The sequence below is a fragment of the Candidatus Poriferisodalis sp. genome, assembly GCF_965198245.1.
GTDB lineage: Bacteria > Actinomycetota > Acidimicrobiia > Acidimicrobiales > Poriferisodalaceae > Poriferisodalis.
The window spans coordinates 2907859-2922027 of the sequence record NZ_OZ240249.1 but is presented as its reverse complement, the minus strand read 5'-3'; the positions used below and the strand labels follow the sequence as shown (position 1 = coordinate 2922027).

Here is a 14169-nt window from a genome sequence, read left to right as displayed (position 1 = left end):
CATAGCCGTCGGGCGAAGGCAGGGTGATGGATCTCAGTGACATCGAGACGGGGGCGCGACTTACGGGTGTCGTGGCCAATAGCGACGTCACCGTCGTGGCCGTTCAGATGCACGGAACGGTGTCAGCCACGTTGACCTACCGCACCGCGGACGGCCTTCTCGGGGAACGGCTTGTCACAGCGGCCGATCTGGTCGACATTCGCGAGGCGGCCGAGAGCCATTGGTCGTTTGATGCGGACGGGGTGATGTTCAAGCTGGCCTCAGAAGCCCGTCGCATGCAGATGGCCCATCTCGCCGACCCGTTCGCGGCCGTGGACACCTCCAACATCGACCCGTACCCGCACCAGATCGATGCCGTCTACAACCGGCTGCTCGCCCTCAAGCCGTTGCGCTTCTTGCTGGCCGACGACCCAGGCGCCGGCAAGACGATCATGTCGGGGCTGCTCATCCGCGAGCTGATGTTGCGCGGGGACGTGACCCGGTGCCTCATCGTTGCGCCGGGAAGCTTGGTCGAGCAGTGGCAGGACGAACTGTGGGACAAGTTCGGCCTCAGCTTCGATCTGATGTCTCGCGAGAGCGTCGAGGCGTCGCGCACCGGCAACCCGTTCGTCGAGCGGAACCTGCTCATCGCCCGTGTCGACCAAGTGGCTCGCTCTGACGAGTTGAGGGATCGCTTGAAGGCGTCCGAATGGGATCTCGTGATCGTCGACGAGGCCCACAAGATGTCTGCGCACCGCTACGGCGACGTGCTGCGCCGCACCAAGCGCTTCGAGGTCGGCGAGGTGCTGCGCGAGTGCACACGTCACTTCTTGCTGCTGACCGCTACGCCCCACAACGGTAAGAATGAGGACTTCCTCGCGTTCATGACGCTGATCGATCCCGAGAGGTTCGAGGGGCGCCTGCGGGCCACGGACGGCAGCGGGGCACCCAGCGAGGTGCCCGACGTCAGCGACGTGATGCGTCGGCTGGTGAAGGAGAACCTGCGGACCTTCGAGGGCAAGCCGCTCTTCCCGAAGCGGTATGCCCAGAGTCTGCAATTCGAGTTGTCCGGGCCCGAGAGCGAGCTGTACGAAGCGGTCACCTCCTACGTCCGTGAGGAGATGAATCGGGCCGCGCGCATGACGGCCGAAGGCGACGCTCAGCGCGGTGTGATCGTCGGCTTTGCGCTCGCAGGCCTACAGCGCCGACTCGCGTCCTCGCCTGCGGCCATCTACCACTCGCTGCGGCGCCGGCGCGATCGCCTCGCCAACCAAGCAGCGGAACTTCGACAGCTCGCTGCCACCGGGGCACCAATTCCGGTGCCCGAGCTTCCCAAGGGAGTCCGTATTGCTGATCTTGAGGACTTCGACTTCGATGACTTCGACGAGGCCGAGCTTGCCGAGTTGGAGAATCTGACCGTCGACGCCGCAACGGCAGCAGCCACTGCCGACGAACTCGAAGCCGAAGTGCGAACCTTGGATCGGCTGGTGGACTTGGCTGACGGTGTTCGGAATAGCGGTGTTGATGCGAAGTGGACTCGCTTGCGGGATCTGCTGCGTGCCGAGCAATTCGGTGCCGGAACGTCCAGCACGGCAGATGACGGCGAGGTTGACGCTCGCAAGCTGATTGTGTTCTCCGAGCATCGGGACACGCTCGACTATGTGTCCGGCCGCATTGCGGCCGAACTCGGCAGGCCGGAGGCGGTGGTCACCATCCATGGCGGCCTGAAGCGCCAGGACCGTCGAGTCACTCAGGACCGCTTCCGCGTCGATCCGACGGTGTCAGTGCTTGTCGCTACCGATGCCGCAGGTGAAGGCGTCAATTTGCAGGTCGCCAACATGATGGTCAACTACGACCTGCCGTGGAACCCGAACCGCATCGAGCAGCGCTTCGGGCGCATCCACCGGATCGGCCAGCGCCGGCCGTGTCATTTGTGGAATCTGGTGGCGCACGAGACACGTGAGGGCCAGGTTTTCCAGCGGCTCTTCGCCAAGATCGAGCAGCAGCGCGAGGTATACGGCGATCAGGTGTACGACGTGCTGGGCGACGCTCAGATCAACGTGTCGCTTCGGGAATTGCTGATGAAGGCCATCCAGGCCGACACCGACCCAGCCTATGCAGAGTGGATGAACACCATCATCGACGGCGAGATCGGCGAGCAGCTCCGTGAAGTGCTGGAAGAGCGAGCGCTCGTCGCCGGCATGGCCGATGCCGGGGCGAACGACGAGGTACGCCGCCGCATGGAAGAGGCCCGCGCCCGCAAGCTGCAGCCGTGGTTCGTGCACGACTTCTTCACTCAGGCGTTGCAGCTGTACGGGGGGCGGATCTCTGGCCGCGAGCGCGGTCGGTACGAGATCACGCGGGTGCCGGCCTCGGTGAGGGCACAAGCCGATCCATCGCTGGGCCCCGTCCACGACCGCTACGCCCGGGTGACCTTCGACAAGGACTGCATGCAGCCCGACGCCGAGTCCGCCCGTAAGGCGGGTGGCTCTGGCGACCGAGCCGAACTGATCTCACCGGGCAGCGCGCTGCTGTCGGCAGTGGCTTCCAAGGTGCTCGACGACCACGGTGACGCGATGCACCGCGGCACCGTCCTGGTGGACACCGGCGACCCCTCGATCGAGCCAAGACTGCTCGTCTACTTGGACCATGTGGTCACCGATGGTCGGATGGTGAACGGCGCCCGTCAGGTGGTGTCACGCCGGTTCCAATACGTGGAAGTCGACCGGGAAGGCGCGGCCCGCGACCCCGGCGCTGAGCCCTACCTGGGCTACGAGTCGCTGACCGCTGAACAGAAAGCACAGCTTGCCGGCGACTTGGACACCGCATGGGCGGGCCAAGCGGCCGAATCGGTGGCGCGTGATTGGGCGATCGAGCACCTCGCCGGGCCACATTTTCAGTCGGTGGCGGCTGTGGTACAAGACCGAGTCGACCGCGTGAGCGAGGCGGTGCGGGTGCGTCTGGAGTCCGAGATTCGCTACTGGGATCGACGCACGAACGAAATCAAGGCACAGGAGATAGCGGGCGGCAAGCCAAGGCTGAATTCGGGGCGAGCGCGAGCACGGGCCGACGAGCTGGCATCGCGACTGCTGCGCCGACGTGCCGAGCTCGACTCAGAAGCCGACTTGCACAGCAGCCCTCCCACCGTCGTCGCCGCAGCGGTGGTTGTACCGCAAGGACTGCTGGACCAGCTTGCGGGGGTGCCGCCAGACCCGGCTGCCGCAGCTGACAAGGCCGAGACCGACCGGCGTGCGGTGGCTGCGGTCATGGCTGCAGAGCGAGCACTGGGCCGCCTCCCGACCGAGCAGGAGCATGCGAACCCAGGTTTCGACGTGATGTCAGTCGACCCGGACACCGGCGACCACTACTTCATCGAAGTGAAGGGTCACCTACCCCGCACGGACGAGATTCACGTCAGCGCCCGCCAAGTACGCCAAGCCCAGAACGACCCGGACCGTTGGCGGCTCGCAGTGGTCTCGGTGCCCGACGACTCGAATGCCGAGCCCCAGGTCCACTACCTGGTCAGGCCCTTCGCCGACGCGAACATGCCATCCGCTATGACGAAAGTGGCGCTGAAAGTAGCGGCGCTCCTCGCAGACGCCGGTCCACCCCGCTGATCGGAACGGCCGCTCTCGGTCGAGAAAAAGAAAGACCCGGCACCGCCGCCGAAGCGGTTGGCACCAGATGGGCATCAACGAGCAGATGCGCTGGAACACAGCGTTCCGAGCATCACCATGATTCGCGAGACCGCTCGGCGGCTGCTACTGCCTATGTGCTTGGCCGAGCGGCCACGCGGCCGTAGCGTTCTTCGGCTTCAGCGGCGGTAGTGCCGAGTATCTCGCCGATTCGCTCCCATGAGGTGCCTTCGTCGCGAGCCCAGCAGACGGCTTCGGCGATCTGTTGCCGACTGACATCAGTGGGCGCCTCAATGATCCGCTCGGCTCGCACGGCGAGGTCCAAGTAGACCTCATGTCGGAGGCCTCCCAGTTCGCCCAGCCAGTCGATGGAGTGGAAGTACTCGCAGATCTCATCTGCGTACTCGCCATTGTCGTCCTGTGCCCATGCGGTGAAGTCCGGCTTCGTCATAACGGCCTCAAGTACTGCTGTCGAGCGAACATGGCGTGCAGGATGAAGTTGGTATCGGAGTCAGGATCGTAGCGAAAGCCTACTTCGAGCAGTTCGCCGTCACGTTTGGCACCGGTGATCATGATGAATCCGTCGTCTTGATGCTCGATGGTCATGGCGTTGCGGTAGGCGTGCAGGATGTCCTCGTCGTCGATCCGGTGACGGCGCGCCGCCTCGGTGACACTCACGCGGGGGCTTGGCGAATCCATCTGGGCGGGACCGTACGATTCGGGTCGCCGCCACTCAACTGATTTTCCACCCTTTTCCTTGCTTCCAGCATGCGACCGACGCCGATCGCTGTGCGGCGCTGGCGTTCGTGCAGCGAAGCGATGTGGAGGTTCGCAACTGGTACCGCACAGCGCGCAACGCAGCCGACCGCTCGGAGGCCCACCTCAAGGTGTGGGCCGCATGCGATATCCGCAGTGGTCGCCGGTGGCAGGCTTACGCTCGGGCGATGGCTCGACCCAAGTCCCGACATGGCGGGCGCGTGACGCTCAAGGGCACTCGCCCGAACCCGCGCGGCGGCAAACCCCGGCTCGATGCAGAGACCCGCTACGGGCTCGAACTGTTGGAGGCCAGCGCAGCCGGTCTCGCCCGTCGTTGTTCCGAAGCCGACGAGGCCGACGCTTGGGCCTCCGTCGTGCAGGATTTTGTCGCCTTTCCGAGATCGCCGGAAGGTCTCCAGCCTGCGCTGCTGCTCGCCCACGCCCGAGAGGCCGGAGGAGCGGCTGGCGCTGCCTTGACGTCTGCGCTTGCCGCCTACGGACCGGCGCGGTCGCGGACGGCGGCCCGTCGGCAGCTGGATCAGATGAAGTCGTCGGGCGATGTGCCGCCGTGGGCTGCCGAGATCGGATGTGCAACCCCGATTGAAGCTTTCCTGCGGCGAGACGAATGGGGAGAGGAATGCGAGATCACGATCCACTTTCGGCGCCCGGACGGCAGCCTCCACGGATTGCTTGTCGACATCAATTGGTTCATGTGCGGGGCGGCACGCGGCTTCGATCTCGTGTCCGAGCGTGACCTCGTGATCTGGCGTGCCGACTTGGAGCCGGATGAGCGTGGCAGTTCAGCGGTAGAGCCGGTGAGCTTGGCCGACGCCCGAGCGCTGTGCATGCGGGCGCTGGACATCTACACATCCCTCATTTCCAGCGACGAGTTGGAGATGCTCGAAGACGGGCTCGACTTCGAGGGGATGCACTTGAGTTTTGTCGCCGACCATCGGCTCGACCTGCTGCCCGAAGGTGGCACCGACGCTGCGCTCTTCCCCGCAGAGCCTCCCGACCGCAGCGCTGCGCTGGAAGAATTCAGGCGTGCAGCCCGCCCCGCAGGCGAAGGCGATGACGAATTTTCGGCCCTGATCTCAGGGTTGCAGGTGTTCGCTTCGCTGTGCCGCGACGGCGATGTCCTGCACTGGAACCCATGCAGGGTCGATGCCTTCATGGAGGGCTTCGTTGCGGACTACAGCCCTGCAGACGTTCCGGTGCGTCCGGAGTTTGACGAGTCGCGCCCCGAAGTTTTCGACCGAGTCTTCATGTCCACTGTCGAATCGGCGTTCCCGCGCTGGCTGCGATTCGCCGCCGAGCATTGCGAGCCGAGCAACGAAAACCTAGAAGAGAATCTGCACGCAGCTGCCGAAGGGTTCGAGGACTGGCGAATAGCGGTTCGTGAATACGAAAGGACTCAGATCGGCGCGCCCGAGCTGTGGTTGCCTCGCTCGGCCTGAGCTGCGACGAAACGGGGCCGGCGCCGAAGATTGGCCCAGCGGGCGCGCAATGCATATCGCTATGCTGATTGCATGGCACAGTTCGTGACTCGCATCGACGATGCGGTTGCCGGCCAGATCGACGAACTGGTGGCAGCGGGAGCGGTCGAATCTCGCTCAGACGCGGTCCGGCGCGGCCTCACGGCCCTCATCGACGTGCATCGGCGCAAGCGCATCGGCGATGCCATCGTGGAGGGCTACCGGCGTCATCCTCAAAGCGAGCAGGACGTGGGGTGGGCAGACGCGGCCACGGCAGCGATGATCGCTGAAGAGCCGTGGTGATGCCCGCTCAGGGCGAGGTGTGGTGGGCCGAGGCCAACGACAAGCGCCGCCCGGTGTTGGTCGTTACTCGCAGCGACGCTGTACCGGTGCTGACGTGGATCGTCGTCGCCCCGGTCACGCGCACGGTGCGCTCGATTCCGACTGAGCTCCGGCTCGGCCCCGACGAGGGGATGGCGTTCGAGTGCGCGGCGTCGTTCGACAACCTGCAGCCGATCCGACGTTCGTTCCTCACCGAGCGAATCGGTGCCATCGGATGGCGGCGCATCGAAGTCTGCGACGCGCTCGCGGCACTCGCCGACTGCTAGCAGCGGTTGGCCAGCGCATACGCCCCGGATGTCGAGCGGCATGGCGTGTGGCTACGTCGCGACGGTTCGGTCCGGCGTGTCGGAGAGCATTCTCGTGGCGTCGGTTGTGGACGACGCGTGGGATAGCACGTCTGGGCTCTCGTAGCGCTGCTGGGCTTCGGCGGCGGAGGTGCCGAGCAATTCCGCGATGCGCTCCCATGAGGTGCCTTCGTCTCGCGCCCAGCAGACGGCTTCGGCGATCTGGTTGCGGCTGGCCTCGGTCGGCTTCTCGATGGTGCGTTCGGCTCGCACTGCGAGTTCGAGGTACGTCTCATGGCGGGGACCGGGCAGGCGGCCCAGCCAGTCGAACGAGTGGAAGTACTCGCAGATCTCGTCAGCGCGCGTCGCGAAGCCTTCCTCAGTCCAGTTCGCGAAGTCGGGCTGTTCTATCGCCATGTCAGCCTGTGCACGTATCGGACCTGTGCAGGCATTTCATGGTCGATGCGGATCCCTTGTCTCTCCTCATCGTTCGAGATCCTCAACTCGGTGGGGAATTCGTCTACCCGGACCGATTGAGGGACTCTTCGTACGCCTGCAGGGTGAGAGCGTCGAAGCAGACGAAGTGAATCTCACGGACCTTGGTCGGTGTCGAGCGCACGGTTTTGACAGCGATCTCGGCAGCGGAAGTCCTCGGGTATCCGTGGGCACCCGTCGCGATTGCAGGAATGGCGACCCTCTCGGCGCCGACTTCGTCGGCGCGGGCAAGTGACTCCCGGTAGCACGACTCGAGCAGCACCGCCTCGCCGTACGATCCGCCTCGCCATTGGGGACCCACGGTGTGAATGGCCCACTGCGAGGCCAGTCGAAAGCCCGGCGAGATCTTGGCGCGACCCAACTCGCATCCGCCGACCGTTTGGCAATACGCCCGCAGCTCAGGACCTGCTGCTCTATGGGTGGCGGCATCGACACCACCCCCGCCGAGCAGGTTTGCGCTGGCTGGATTGACGATGGCGTCGACGCGCTCGGCCGTGATGTCCCCGAGCACCGCTTCGAGCAGGGGCTTGCTCTGGATCGGGACCGGCAGCAACGGCGGCATGGGCTCACCGGAAACGTGTGCGATGAGATTGCGGAGCCGCTCGCGCTCGCCCAGGTCGGAATCACGGTTGTAGACGTCAGGGTCGCACTCGATCCGAGCCGAGGTGATCATGAACCAGGTCTCCTTCGCTGCAAAGGTGACCTCGTAGATGCCCAGGCCTGTCCAGCCGCGATGCAGGTAGAGGCAGTCGCCTTCCATGGAGGCGAACCACCTGGCATTTATGTCCACCGGGACATAGCCCATGGCGATCGTCTGCATCTCGGCGCCCGACAGCAGCATCTGCGGGGGCGGTATCGGCACCGGTTGCCGGATGGGCGCCACATCGTTCCAATCACGCCGCGTGGCCGCATCCTCCGACGGACCGCCCGGCCCCCACAGGGCTCTGCTGAACAAACTCAATCCGTCCTGTGACATGCCACCAAGGTAGGTACAGGGTGTCACAAGCTGTCTGGCCGGCAAGCGGACTTGCCGGCCGCTGCCTTCCCTAGGCTCTCGCAGGTGCCGGCCACATCGCTCACCGACTTCATCGCCGGAGGCCTCCTCGGCGTGGCGGCCGGTGATGCGCTCGGCGCCACAGTCGAATTCATGTCAGCGGCCGAAATCCAGCGGCGACACGGTGTTCATCGGGACATCGTGGGTGGTGGGGCATTCGGCTGGCGTCCAGGCCAGGGAACCGACGACACAGATCTCACCTGGGCCGTCGTCGCGGGCTATCTCAAAACAGGCGGCTCGGACAGCCTCGAGGCGATCGCACAGGAGTTTCTGAAGTGGTTCGACTCCGATCCACCTGATGTAGGCAACACCACCCGCCAAGCGCTGCTGCAACTGCGCCACGACGGCGATCCGGCGATCAGCGGCCTCACGTCGGAGCGTTCCTGCGGCAATGGGTCGCTGATGCGGGCACTTCCGACGGCTCTGGTGCGCAGCGATTCCACGGTTCGCCAGGCCGAGAGCGCTCAGATCTCCGCGGTCACCCACGCTCACAGGCGATGTGTAGACAGCTGTGTGGCGTACAACGAGATCGCGGCAGCACTCTTGGACGGGTGCACCGCGGTTGATGCCATCGGCGCCGCCCATGAACTCGATCTCGATGTGGAAGTCCGTCGGGCTCTCGATATTCCTGCGACCTCGGACGTTGAGCAGCTTGGTACGGGCGGGTACGTAATCGACAGCTTGGCTTGTGCAGTGTGGGCGATCCAGCAGTCTCAATCGCTGGAATCGGTGCTCGTCAGCCTTGTCAACCGAGGCGATGATGCCGACACGACCGGCGCCATCGCGGGCGGCCTGCTCGGGGTTCAGCACGGCGTCGACGCCATTCCCAAGCGCTGGCGCGACAAGCTTGAGTACGCCGATCAGATGTGCAGCGCCGCTGCCGAGTTCGCCCGAATGCGATCTGCAACGTAGCGACGCTTCCGGTTGACGACGCTGCTGCGTGCTCGGTCATCGGGCATGTTCGCTATACGGACGACGGCTGGCTGTACCTGCGGCCAATTGGCGACTGGCGGGCCGTGGCAGAGGTTCCGAGCATTTTCCCAGCACGATCCCAGGTGCTGCCGTTCTCTCGCGCCTCTGCGCCGAAGGGGTGCAGGCGCTCATCGGCCGTTCCTTCGACACGCAGCGTGTGTGGCGTGCCGAGCCACAGTCGGTACTCCGCTCCGGACGTCCACTCGCTGAGCTCCAGCGAGTGGACGTAGGCGCACACCTCATCAGCGCGCGTTCCCAATTCCTCGTCAAACCGGTTCTCGAAGTCGGGATACACGGAACTCATCTCGGCTCCTACAGCGGTAGACCTCGGCGGCGGGCCTCGGCTTGGCGGTCGGCAATGCCTGCCTGGCGCTCGTAGTCGCGGGCCAAACCCTCGAAGATTGCTTTCGTGCGGGGCCATTCCTGGTACTTGCGACTCTGTGCCCGATAGCTGTCGACCAGTTCGCGCTCTTGTGCGCCGCCGTCGGTGATGCCGCGGGTTGTGACGCCGCGCCGGTTGTAGATCGCCATCGAGATGCCGCTGTCGATGTCATCGGATTCCAAGCGTTCGACTAGATCGCGCACTGCCCTGGACGGCCAGTCGCCATTCGGATCGCCGGGGCTCGACGTAAGGGCTGTGCCGATTTGTTGGTCGCCGATGTCCAACCGGTCGATCTCGGCAAGGCGCGCTCGGGCACGCTCGACCCACAGTTTGAGAGATGCTGCGTCCATAATCCCCTCGAGCGCCGCCTCTGTGGTGCACCCGGCACTGCCGGTGGCTGCATCCGCGGTGGCACTGATGTCATCGGTGTCAGTCAAGTTCGGAAGGAAGTGGCCTTCAGGCCATTCGCGCAGCACATGCCACGCGTTGAGGGCGAGACGCTGTTCCTCCTCGTCCGGCAGGGTTTCGTCGCCTGCCGAAGTGCTGGCAGGCTTGAACGCCCACTCGACGAGCTGAATGAATAACTCGGGGTCGCTCGCCATCCCTCGGTACAGGTTCGAAGCGGTGAAGCCCGGTTCGTCCTGCAGCAGCGGGTAGTACTGCCATTCCAAGAGTGCAACCCGGCTGGCACCGAGCTGTTCGCGGTGCTTGTCGATCACCTTGAGCAGCTTGGTCAATTCCCAGAGCTCCATGACGTTGTACGTGTCGTCAGCGTCTGAGTGCTTGACCCGCAGCGACAGGAATTCGGCGACCTCTTCGGCAAACGCTGGCTCGGCTGTGTGGTCAAGCGAGGGCCTATGCAGGAGATCGCCCGCCAAGTCGAAGCGGCCAGCGGTTCGCAACCGGCGCGACAGCTCCAACAGTTCGTCGAGATCATCCGGCCAGTCGAGTTCGAAGGAGGTGACGCGCGACCAGTACTCGGCGGCGACATCGGGCCCGAACCGGTCGATGCGCTTCCATGCTTGCGCTGTGCGCGGCGGTGACCTCAGCAGGTCTGCCACAACTCGCGGCGACGGCTGCACGTCGGTGACCAGTCGATCGATGCCGTCCCACCCAAGGGCGCTAAAGCGGGTGTTGAAGTAGCCGAAGGCTGCCCGAGTCATTGCATCAGGCGAGTTTTCCATCGACGTGAGCACTTCTGTGTCGAGTGCGGGATTGCACACCGCGAGGGTCTTGCCGACTTGGTACGGATGCTTCATTGCTTCGGCGAACTCGAGCACCCCGCTCGGACCGCTGGCCAACAGCACGGCGCGAACGGCAGCCTCTTGTAGAGGCCGTGCCGCTTCCTCGATGGCCTCGTGCCCGGCGTCCGCGGCCGTGCCGTCGATGTGCCTCGGCCAGGTATCGAACAGATACCCGTACGCAGCCCCAGGATCCTCAGGCCTCAGATGCTCCAGCACTCGGTCGAAGGGTTCCAGCTCCGTCTCCGAGAGAGCCCACCAGGTGTCGTGGAATTGACGGTGGCGTACGAGAGTCTCGCGAAGCACCGGCCACACGCCGGATTTGAACTGCTCGGTCGGGTCTTCTGCCGCGATCGGGCCCAGCGTCGTCGAAGCATTGGCTCGAGCCGCTGTTGGAAGGCCGCTGAGCTTTGAGAGAAGGTCGATCCAGCGACTGGCATCGGTGCCTGCGTTGTCTACGAGCAAATCCGCGACTGCCTCAACCGTGTCCCAGCGCTCGCGCCTCGACATAGCAGAGCGCGGCGAGCGCCAATCGCGGAACCGGGGGTGCGGACCGTCGAACTGTGTGTCGTGGCTGCGGGGCAACATCGACAGCATGAGTTTCCAAGCGACCGAGTTGTGTGATCGCACCAGCATCCGAATCGCATCGAGCCGCATCTCAGGTTCGGCCGACGTGTGTGGCATCCACGGGCACATGATGGAAGCGAGGCTGTTGGCGGGTCGGTTCATGTAGCTGCCACCGGGGTCGATCTCGGCCAGGCGGGCCAGAACGTCCATCGCGGAGAGGAGGTGGTCGGGCGACCAGGCGACGATCTCCAAGGCGCGCAAGATCGTCAAGTGCGGCGACGCCGGCTTGCTGCTGAACATGTCGTCGTCGCTGTCGGCGAACATCGCCGCTGCGAAGGCATGCGACTTGGCAAGACAGGAGCGCAGCAATTCCAGCACCGCAACGGGCGCAGCTTCGGCAAACAACGGCAGCACCTCCGCGACGGCAGACCACGTGTTCGGTGTCGTGTCCTCGTTGGCCGCCCTCAGCGTTTGCCAGACCACGCTCTCGGCCCATTCGGTCGCCGCAGCGCTGCTCATCGGTACGTCGGACGGCCTGCTGCACGCCAGCGCTAGTGCTGTTGCGATCCCTCGCTTGATCTGAGACGAGTACTCGGCTGTGACGCCTTCGATCCGGGCGTTGAACGCTTCGGTGTCGGACATTTGCCGTAGCGGATCGGCTGCCGTCAGAACCTTCTGCGCGGTCTGGGTGAACGCAGCGAGGTCGGCGGGGGCGAGATGATCGCGCACCAGTGTCCACGAGTCGCCGGGCGAGACCGTGTGCCACAGATCGCCAGTGCGCAGCATGGGAGCATCGCCCGTGTCCAACCGAGTCAACGCTTCAATGACTTCTTCGTAGGGAATGCCTACGACTTGTTCCACCGCCCGATGGTCGCCCTCGCGGGCCTCGTTCCAGCCGCCCAGCAGCAGGCACCGGCGCAGTGACGCATCCGGACCGTCGCTCGCCCACCTCGGCGCATGCAGCCCGGATTGCTTCGCCAGATGCCGACGCAGTGCCATCAGGCTCATCCGAGCCATGGCACCGAGTTGGTAGGCGTCCGAGCCTGTTCCTTCGGCTGCCTCGAGGTGTTTGGTAACGACTTCGCCGTCGACCGGTTCGAGAACAATCTCGGCCTGTGAGCTGCCCGGCAGCGGCACCACCATCAAATGCCGACTGTCCGCAGGCAGACGCTGAGCGAAGTCGCTCGATGGAACAACCATCGCCGCCTTGGGCTGTTCTGGCCCGACGCCGGCTGACGCATCAAGGGATTCGGCGGCGAACAGCTGGCGTGCAGCATCGTCGCTGTCGACGAACAGCATGTCGCCGCATGTATCCGTAGGCTCGCCGTTGAGCAGTGCGGCGGCCACGAAGGCAAGAATCTCGTTACGGTGCACCTGCCCACCGACGGTGATGATCCCGCATCCGCGCTGACACCGCTCGCGCAAGACTTCCGCCGACTTGTAGCGCCCTGCGAGCACGATGGCCGAATCCAGTGGAACCGTCGTCGATTCGAGCCAGTCTCGCCACCATCCCGAGAGCAAACTGATGCCAGCAGTCGGCTTGCCGATCTGTTCCCTCATCCAAACGGTCGTCACTACGGCGCACGAGAGCCAGTCTTCGAGGTTGTCGACGTTCAGGCCTCTGACTCGGTCGAAGTCATCGTCGCCCGTGCGCTCAGACTCGAATGACCGCCGCTTGGTCCACGGGGCGCACGCGGCCGCCACGTATGCAATCTCGGCGCGTTGGCCGGTTGTCGAGCTCTTGACTCGCTTCTCGTAGTCGTCACTGGCTTTCTTCTTGAGGCCGTCCTGTTGCGTCGTGAGCTCCCACACCGATTTGCCGACTGGAACGAAGCGGTTTCCGCGGGCGCATCTCACGACCCCGTCTAAGCCAGACAGCGCCACCCCAGTACCCGCAGGCATGTCGATCCACTCGGCTGACGGCTCGGTCTCGGCGATGAGGCTGCGAACCAGCCGCGGGAACTCCTTTTCCGCGCTTCCGGACTTCGCCCATTGGATCAGGTCATCCCGACTCACCCTCAACGATTCCGGCACGGTCGGTACGAGATGGACGGGAGGCTTCATCGCTCGCGCCAAGTCGCGCGCGAGCCCGCAGTCCTCTTCGGAGCAAAGCGAGAGCAACTCGCTTCCGCGAAGTGACTCCGCTATTCGCCCGAGATCACGGACTCGATTGGCCGGACGGGGGCGTCGGGCAGCGAATTCGTTGAGGCTCTCACCCGATGCGAGCGAATTTCGAAGCTCCGACAGGTCGTCCACGACGTGAGCAAACGCCTCCCGCAGTTCAGCTGCGGTCACCCTCTCCAGTTCGCTGCTGAGCTCACCGTCGCTTCGAAGTCTCACCTCCTCGGCAATCTGATCAAGCCAGCTTCGCCGTGCGACGTCGTCCTGCAGTTCTCCGAACGCGCTCAGCCGCGCGCCGGCAGCCGCCAGGACGCGGTCGCGAGCATCGTCACCGTCGGAGGCCGAAACTATTCGAAGCCCCGTTATCCAAGCGTTCTCGAAGTCGTAGAAGGTTGTCGCCTGCGCGATACCTGCCAGCGCAGCCTTGAGTCCTGAGCGCGCCGAGTCATCCGGGGGTTCGACGACGATGTCGATGGCGCTCATGATGCCTCCCAATCGTAAGAGGTGACAGCCTCAGACCGAACGCTGATTTCGGCTGTCTCGAACGTTTCCTGAGCTATCGCGAGGCCGTCCGCTCCCGGCCGGTAGTGGCCGCTCATGTCATTGAGCGCCGAAACAACGATCTCGGACCCGTGGAACTCCACGCTGAACTCGCCGGCCGCAAGTACAGGACCTCCATTGGCGAGCACGGCGTGCGAGATGTTCTCGCCGTGCTGTCGACGAGGCGCCGCTACGAGCCTGCCATCGGTCAAGACGACGAAGATCATGCGGACTCCTGCAGCTGCTAGGGCCGTGAAGGCAGAGCCGGGAACCTCGACCAGGACAACGCCGGCTTGGCGCGCCGCCTCCAGCTCTTGCTCCAACTG

Annotated in this window: 12 protein-coding genes; 5 read left to right on the top strand and 7 right to left on the bottom strand. The window is 64.6% G+C overall.

Annotated elements, in window-relative coordinates; translation table 11 throughout:
- Positions 1-26 precede the first annotated feature (26 nt).
- Positions 27-3596, top strand: a complete 3570-nt coding sequence (locus ACOCMM_RS13150) for a helicase-related protein (RefSeq protein ID WP_419553594.1) — start codon at positions 27-29, stop codon at positions 3594-3596.
- Positions 3597-3747: 151 nt separating this feature from the next.
- Here ACOCMM_RS13150 and ACOCMM_RS13145 read toward each other — a convergent pair whose 3' ends face one another.
- Positions 3748-4065, bottom strand: a complete 318-nt coding sequence (locus ACOCMM_RS13145; protein WP_419553593.1) for a hypothetical protein — start codon at positions 4063-4065, stop codon at positions 3748-3750.
- Positions 4062-4313, bottom strand: coding sequence for a hypothetical protein (locus ACOCMM_RS13140; protein WP_419553592.1), 252 nt, complete (start codon positions 4311-4313; stop codon positions 4062-4064). Before ACOCMM_RS13140 ends, ACOCMM_RS13145 begins: the two co-directional genes overlap by 4 nt.
- A 245-nt stretch (positions 4314-4558) precedes the next feature.
- Between ACOCMM_RS13140 and ACOCMM_RS13135 the strand changes: the two genes are divergently transcribed.
- The 3 genes from ACOCMM_RS13135 (at position 4559) to ACOCMM_RS13125 (ending at position 6453) form a co-directional block, all read left to right on the top strand.
- Positions 4559-5827, top strand: a complete 1269-nt coding sequence (locus tag ACOCMM_RS13135) for a hypothetical protein (protein WP_419553591.1) — start codon at positions 4559-4561, stop codon at positions 5825-5827.
- 72 nt (positions 5828-5899) lie between these two features.
- The gene (locus ACOCMM_RS13130; RefSeq protein ID WP_419553590.1) at positions 5900-6148 is read left to right on the top strand and encodes a hypothetical protein; all 249 of its coding nucleotides are present in this window, start codon (positions 5900-5902) and stop codon (positions 6146-6148) included.
- Complete coding sequence (locus ACOCMM_RS13125) at positions 6148-6453, top strand: type II toxin-antitoxin system PemK/MazF family toxin (protein ID WP_419553589.1); 306 nt, start codon at positions 6148-6150, stop codon at positions 6451-6453. Before ACOCMM_RS13130 ends, ACOCMM_RS13125 begins: the two co-directional genes overlap by 1 nt.
- A 51-nt stretch (positions 6454-6504) precedes the next feature.
- Here the strand turns inward: ACOCMM_RS13125 and ACOCMM_RS13120 are convergent, their stop codons facing one another.
- Positions 6505-6888, bottom strand: coding sequence for a hypothetical protein (locus ACOCMM_RS13120; protein WP_419553588.1), 384 nt, complete (start codon positions 6886-6888; stop codon positions 6505-6507).
- A 103-nt stretch (positions 6889-6991) separates the two neighbouring features.
- Positions 6992-7942 carry a macro domain-containing protein gene (locus ACOCMM_RS13115; protein WP_419553587.1) on the bottom strand — a complete coding sequence of 317 codons (951 nt, stop codon included), beginning with the start codon at positions 7940-7942 and terminating at the stop codon, positions 6992-6994.
- 84 nt (positions 7943-8026) lie between these two features.
- Here ACOCMM_RS13115 and ACOCMM_RS13110 point away from each other — a divergent pair, with 84 nt between their 5' ends.
- Positions 8027-8932, top strand: a complete 906-nt coding sequence (locus ACOCMM_RS13110) for an ADP-ribosylglycohydrolase family protein (protein ID WP_419553586.1) — start codon at positions 8027-8029, stop codon at positions 8930-8932.
- Positions 8933-8984: 52 nt separating this feature from the next.
- Here the strand turns inward: ACOCMM_RS13110 and ACOCMM_RS13105 are convergent, their stop codons facing one another.
- The 3 genes from ACOCMM_RS13105 to ACOCMM_RS13095 are packed head-to-tail and all read right to left on the bottom strand — an operon-like array spanning position 8985 to position 14166.
- Positions 8985-9296 carry a hypothetical protein gene (locus ACOCMM_RS13105; RefSeq protein ID WP_419553585.1) on the bottom strand — a complete coding sequence of 104 codons (312 nt, stop codon included), beginning with the start codon at positions 9294-9296 and terminating at the stop codon, positions 8985-8987.
- A gap of 8 nt (positions 9297-9304) precedes the next feature.
- A complete protein-coding gene (locus ACOCMM_RS13100; protein ID WP_419553584.1) occupies positions 9305-13786 on the bottom strand; it encodes a hypothetical protein in 4482 nt (1493 codons plus the stop codon).
- A complete protein-coding gene (locus ACOCMM_RS13095; RefSeq protein WP_419553583.1) occupies positions 13783-14166 on the bottom strand; it encodes a hypothetical protein in 384 nt (127 codons plus the stop codon). Before ACOCMM_RS13095 ends, ACOCMM_RS13100 begins: the two co-directional genes overlap by 4 nt.
- Positions 14167-14169 lie beyond the last annotated feature (3 nt).

Coding starts and splice junctions, on each gene's coding strand:
- ACOCMM_RS13150 (WP_419553594.1), top strand. CDS start 27: ATGGATCTCAGTGACATCGAGACGGGGGCGCGACTTACGGGTGTCGTG.
- ACOCMM_RS13145 (WP_419553593.1), bottom strand. CDS start 4,065: ATGACGAAGCCGGACTTCACCGCATGGGCACAGGACGACAATGGCGAG.
- ACOCMM_RS13140 (WP_419553592.1), bottom strand. CDS start 4,313: ATGGATTCGCCAAGCCCCCGCGTGAGTGTCACCGAGGCGGCGCGCCGT.
- ACOCMM_RS13135 (WP_419553591.1), top strand. CDS start 4,559: ATGGCTCGACCCAAGTCCCGACATGGCGGGCGCGTGACGCTCAAGGGC.
- ACOCMM_RS13130 (WP_419553590.1), top strand. CDS start 5,900: ATGGCACAGTTCGTGACTCGCATCGACGATGCGGTTGCCGGCCAGATC.
- ACOCMM_RS13125 (WP_419553589.1), top strand. CDS start 6,148: ATGCCCGCTCAGGGCGAGGTGTGGTGGGCCGAGGCCAACGACAAGCGC.
- ACOCMM_RS13120 (WP_419553588.1), bottom strand. CDS start 6,888: ATGGCGATAGAACAGCCCGACTTCGCGAACTGGACTGAGGAAGGCTTC.
- ACOCMM_RS13115 (WP_419553587.1), bottom strand. CDS start 7,942: ATGTCACAGGACGGATTGAGTTTGTTCAGCAGAGCCCTGTGGGGGCCG.
- ACOCMM_RS13105 (WP_419553585.1), bottom strand. CDS start 9,296: ATGAGTTCCGTGTATCCCGACTTCGAGAACCGGTTTGACGAGGAATTG.
- ACOCMM_RS13100 (WP_419553584.1), bottom strand. CDS start 13,786: ATGAGCGCCATCGACATCGTCGTCGAACCCCCGGATGACTCGGCGCGC.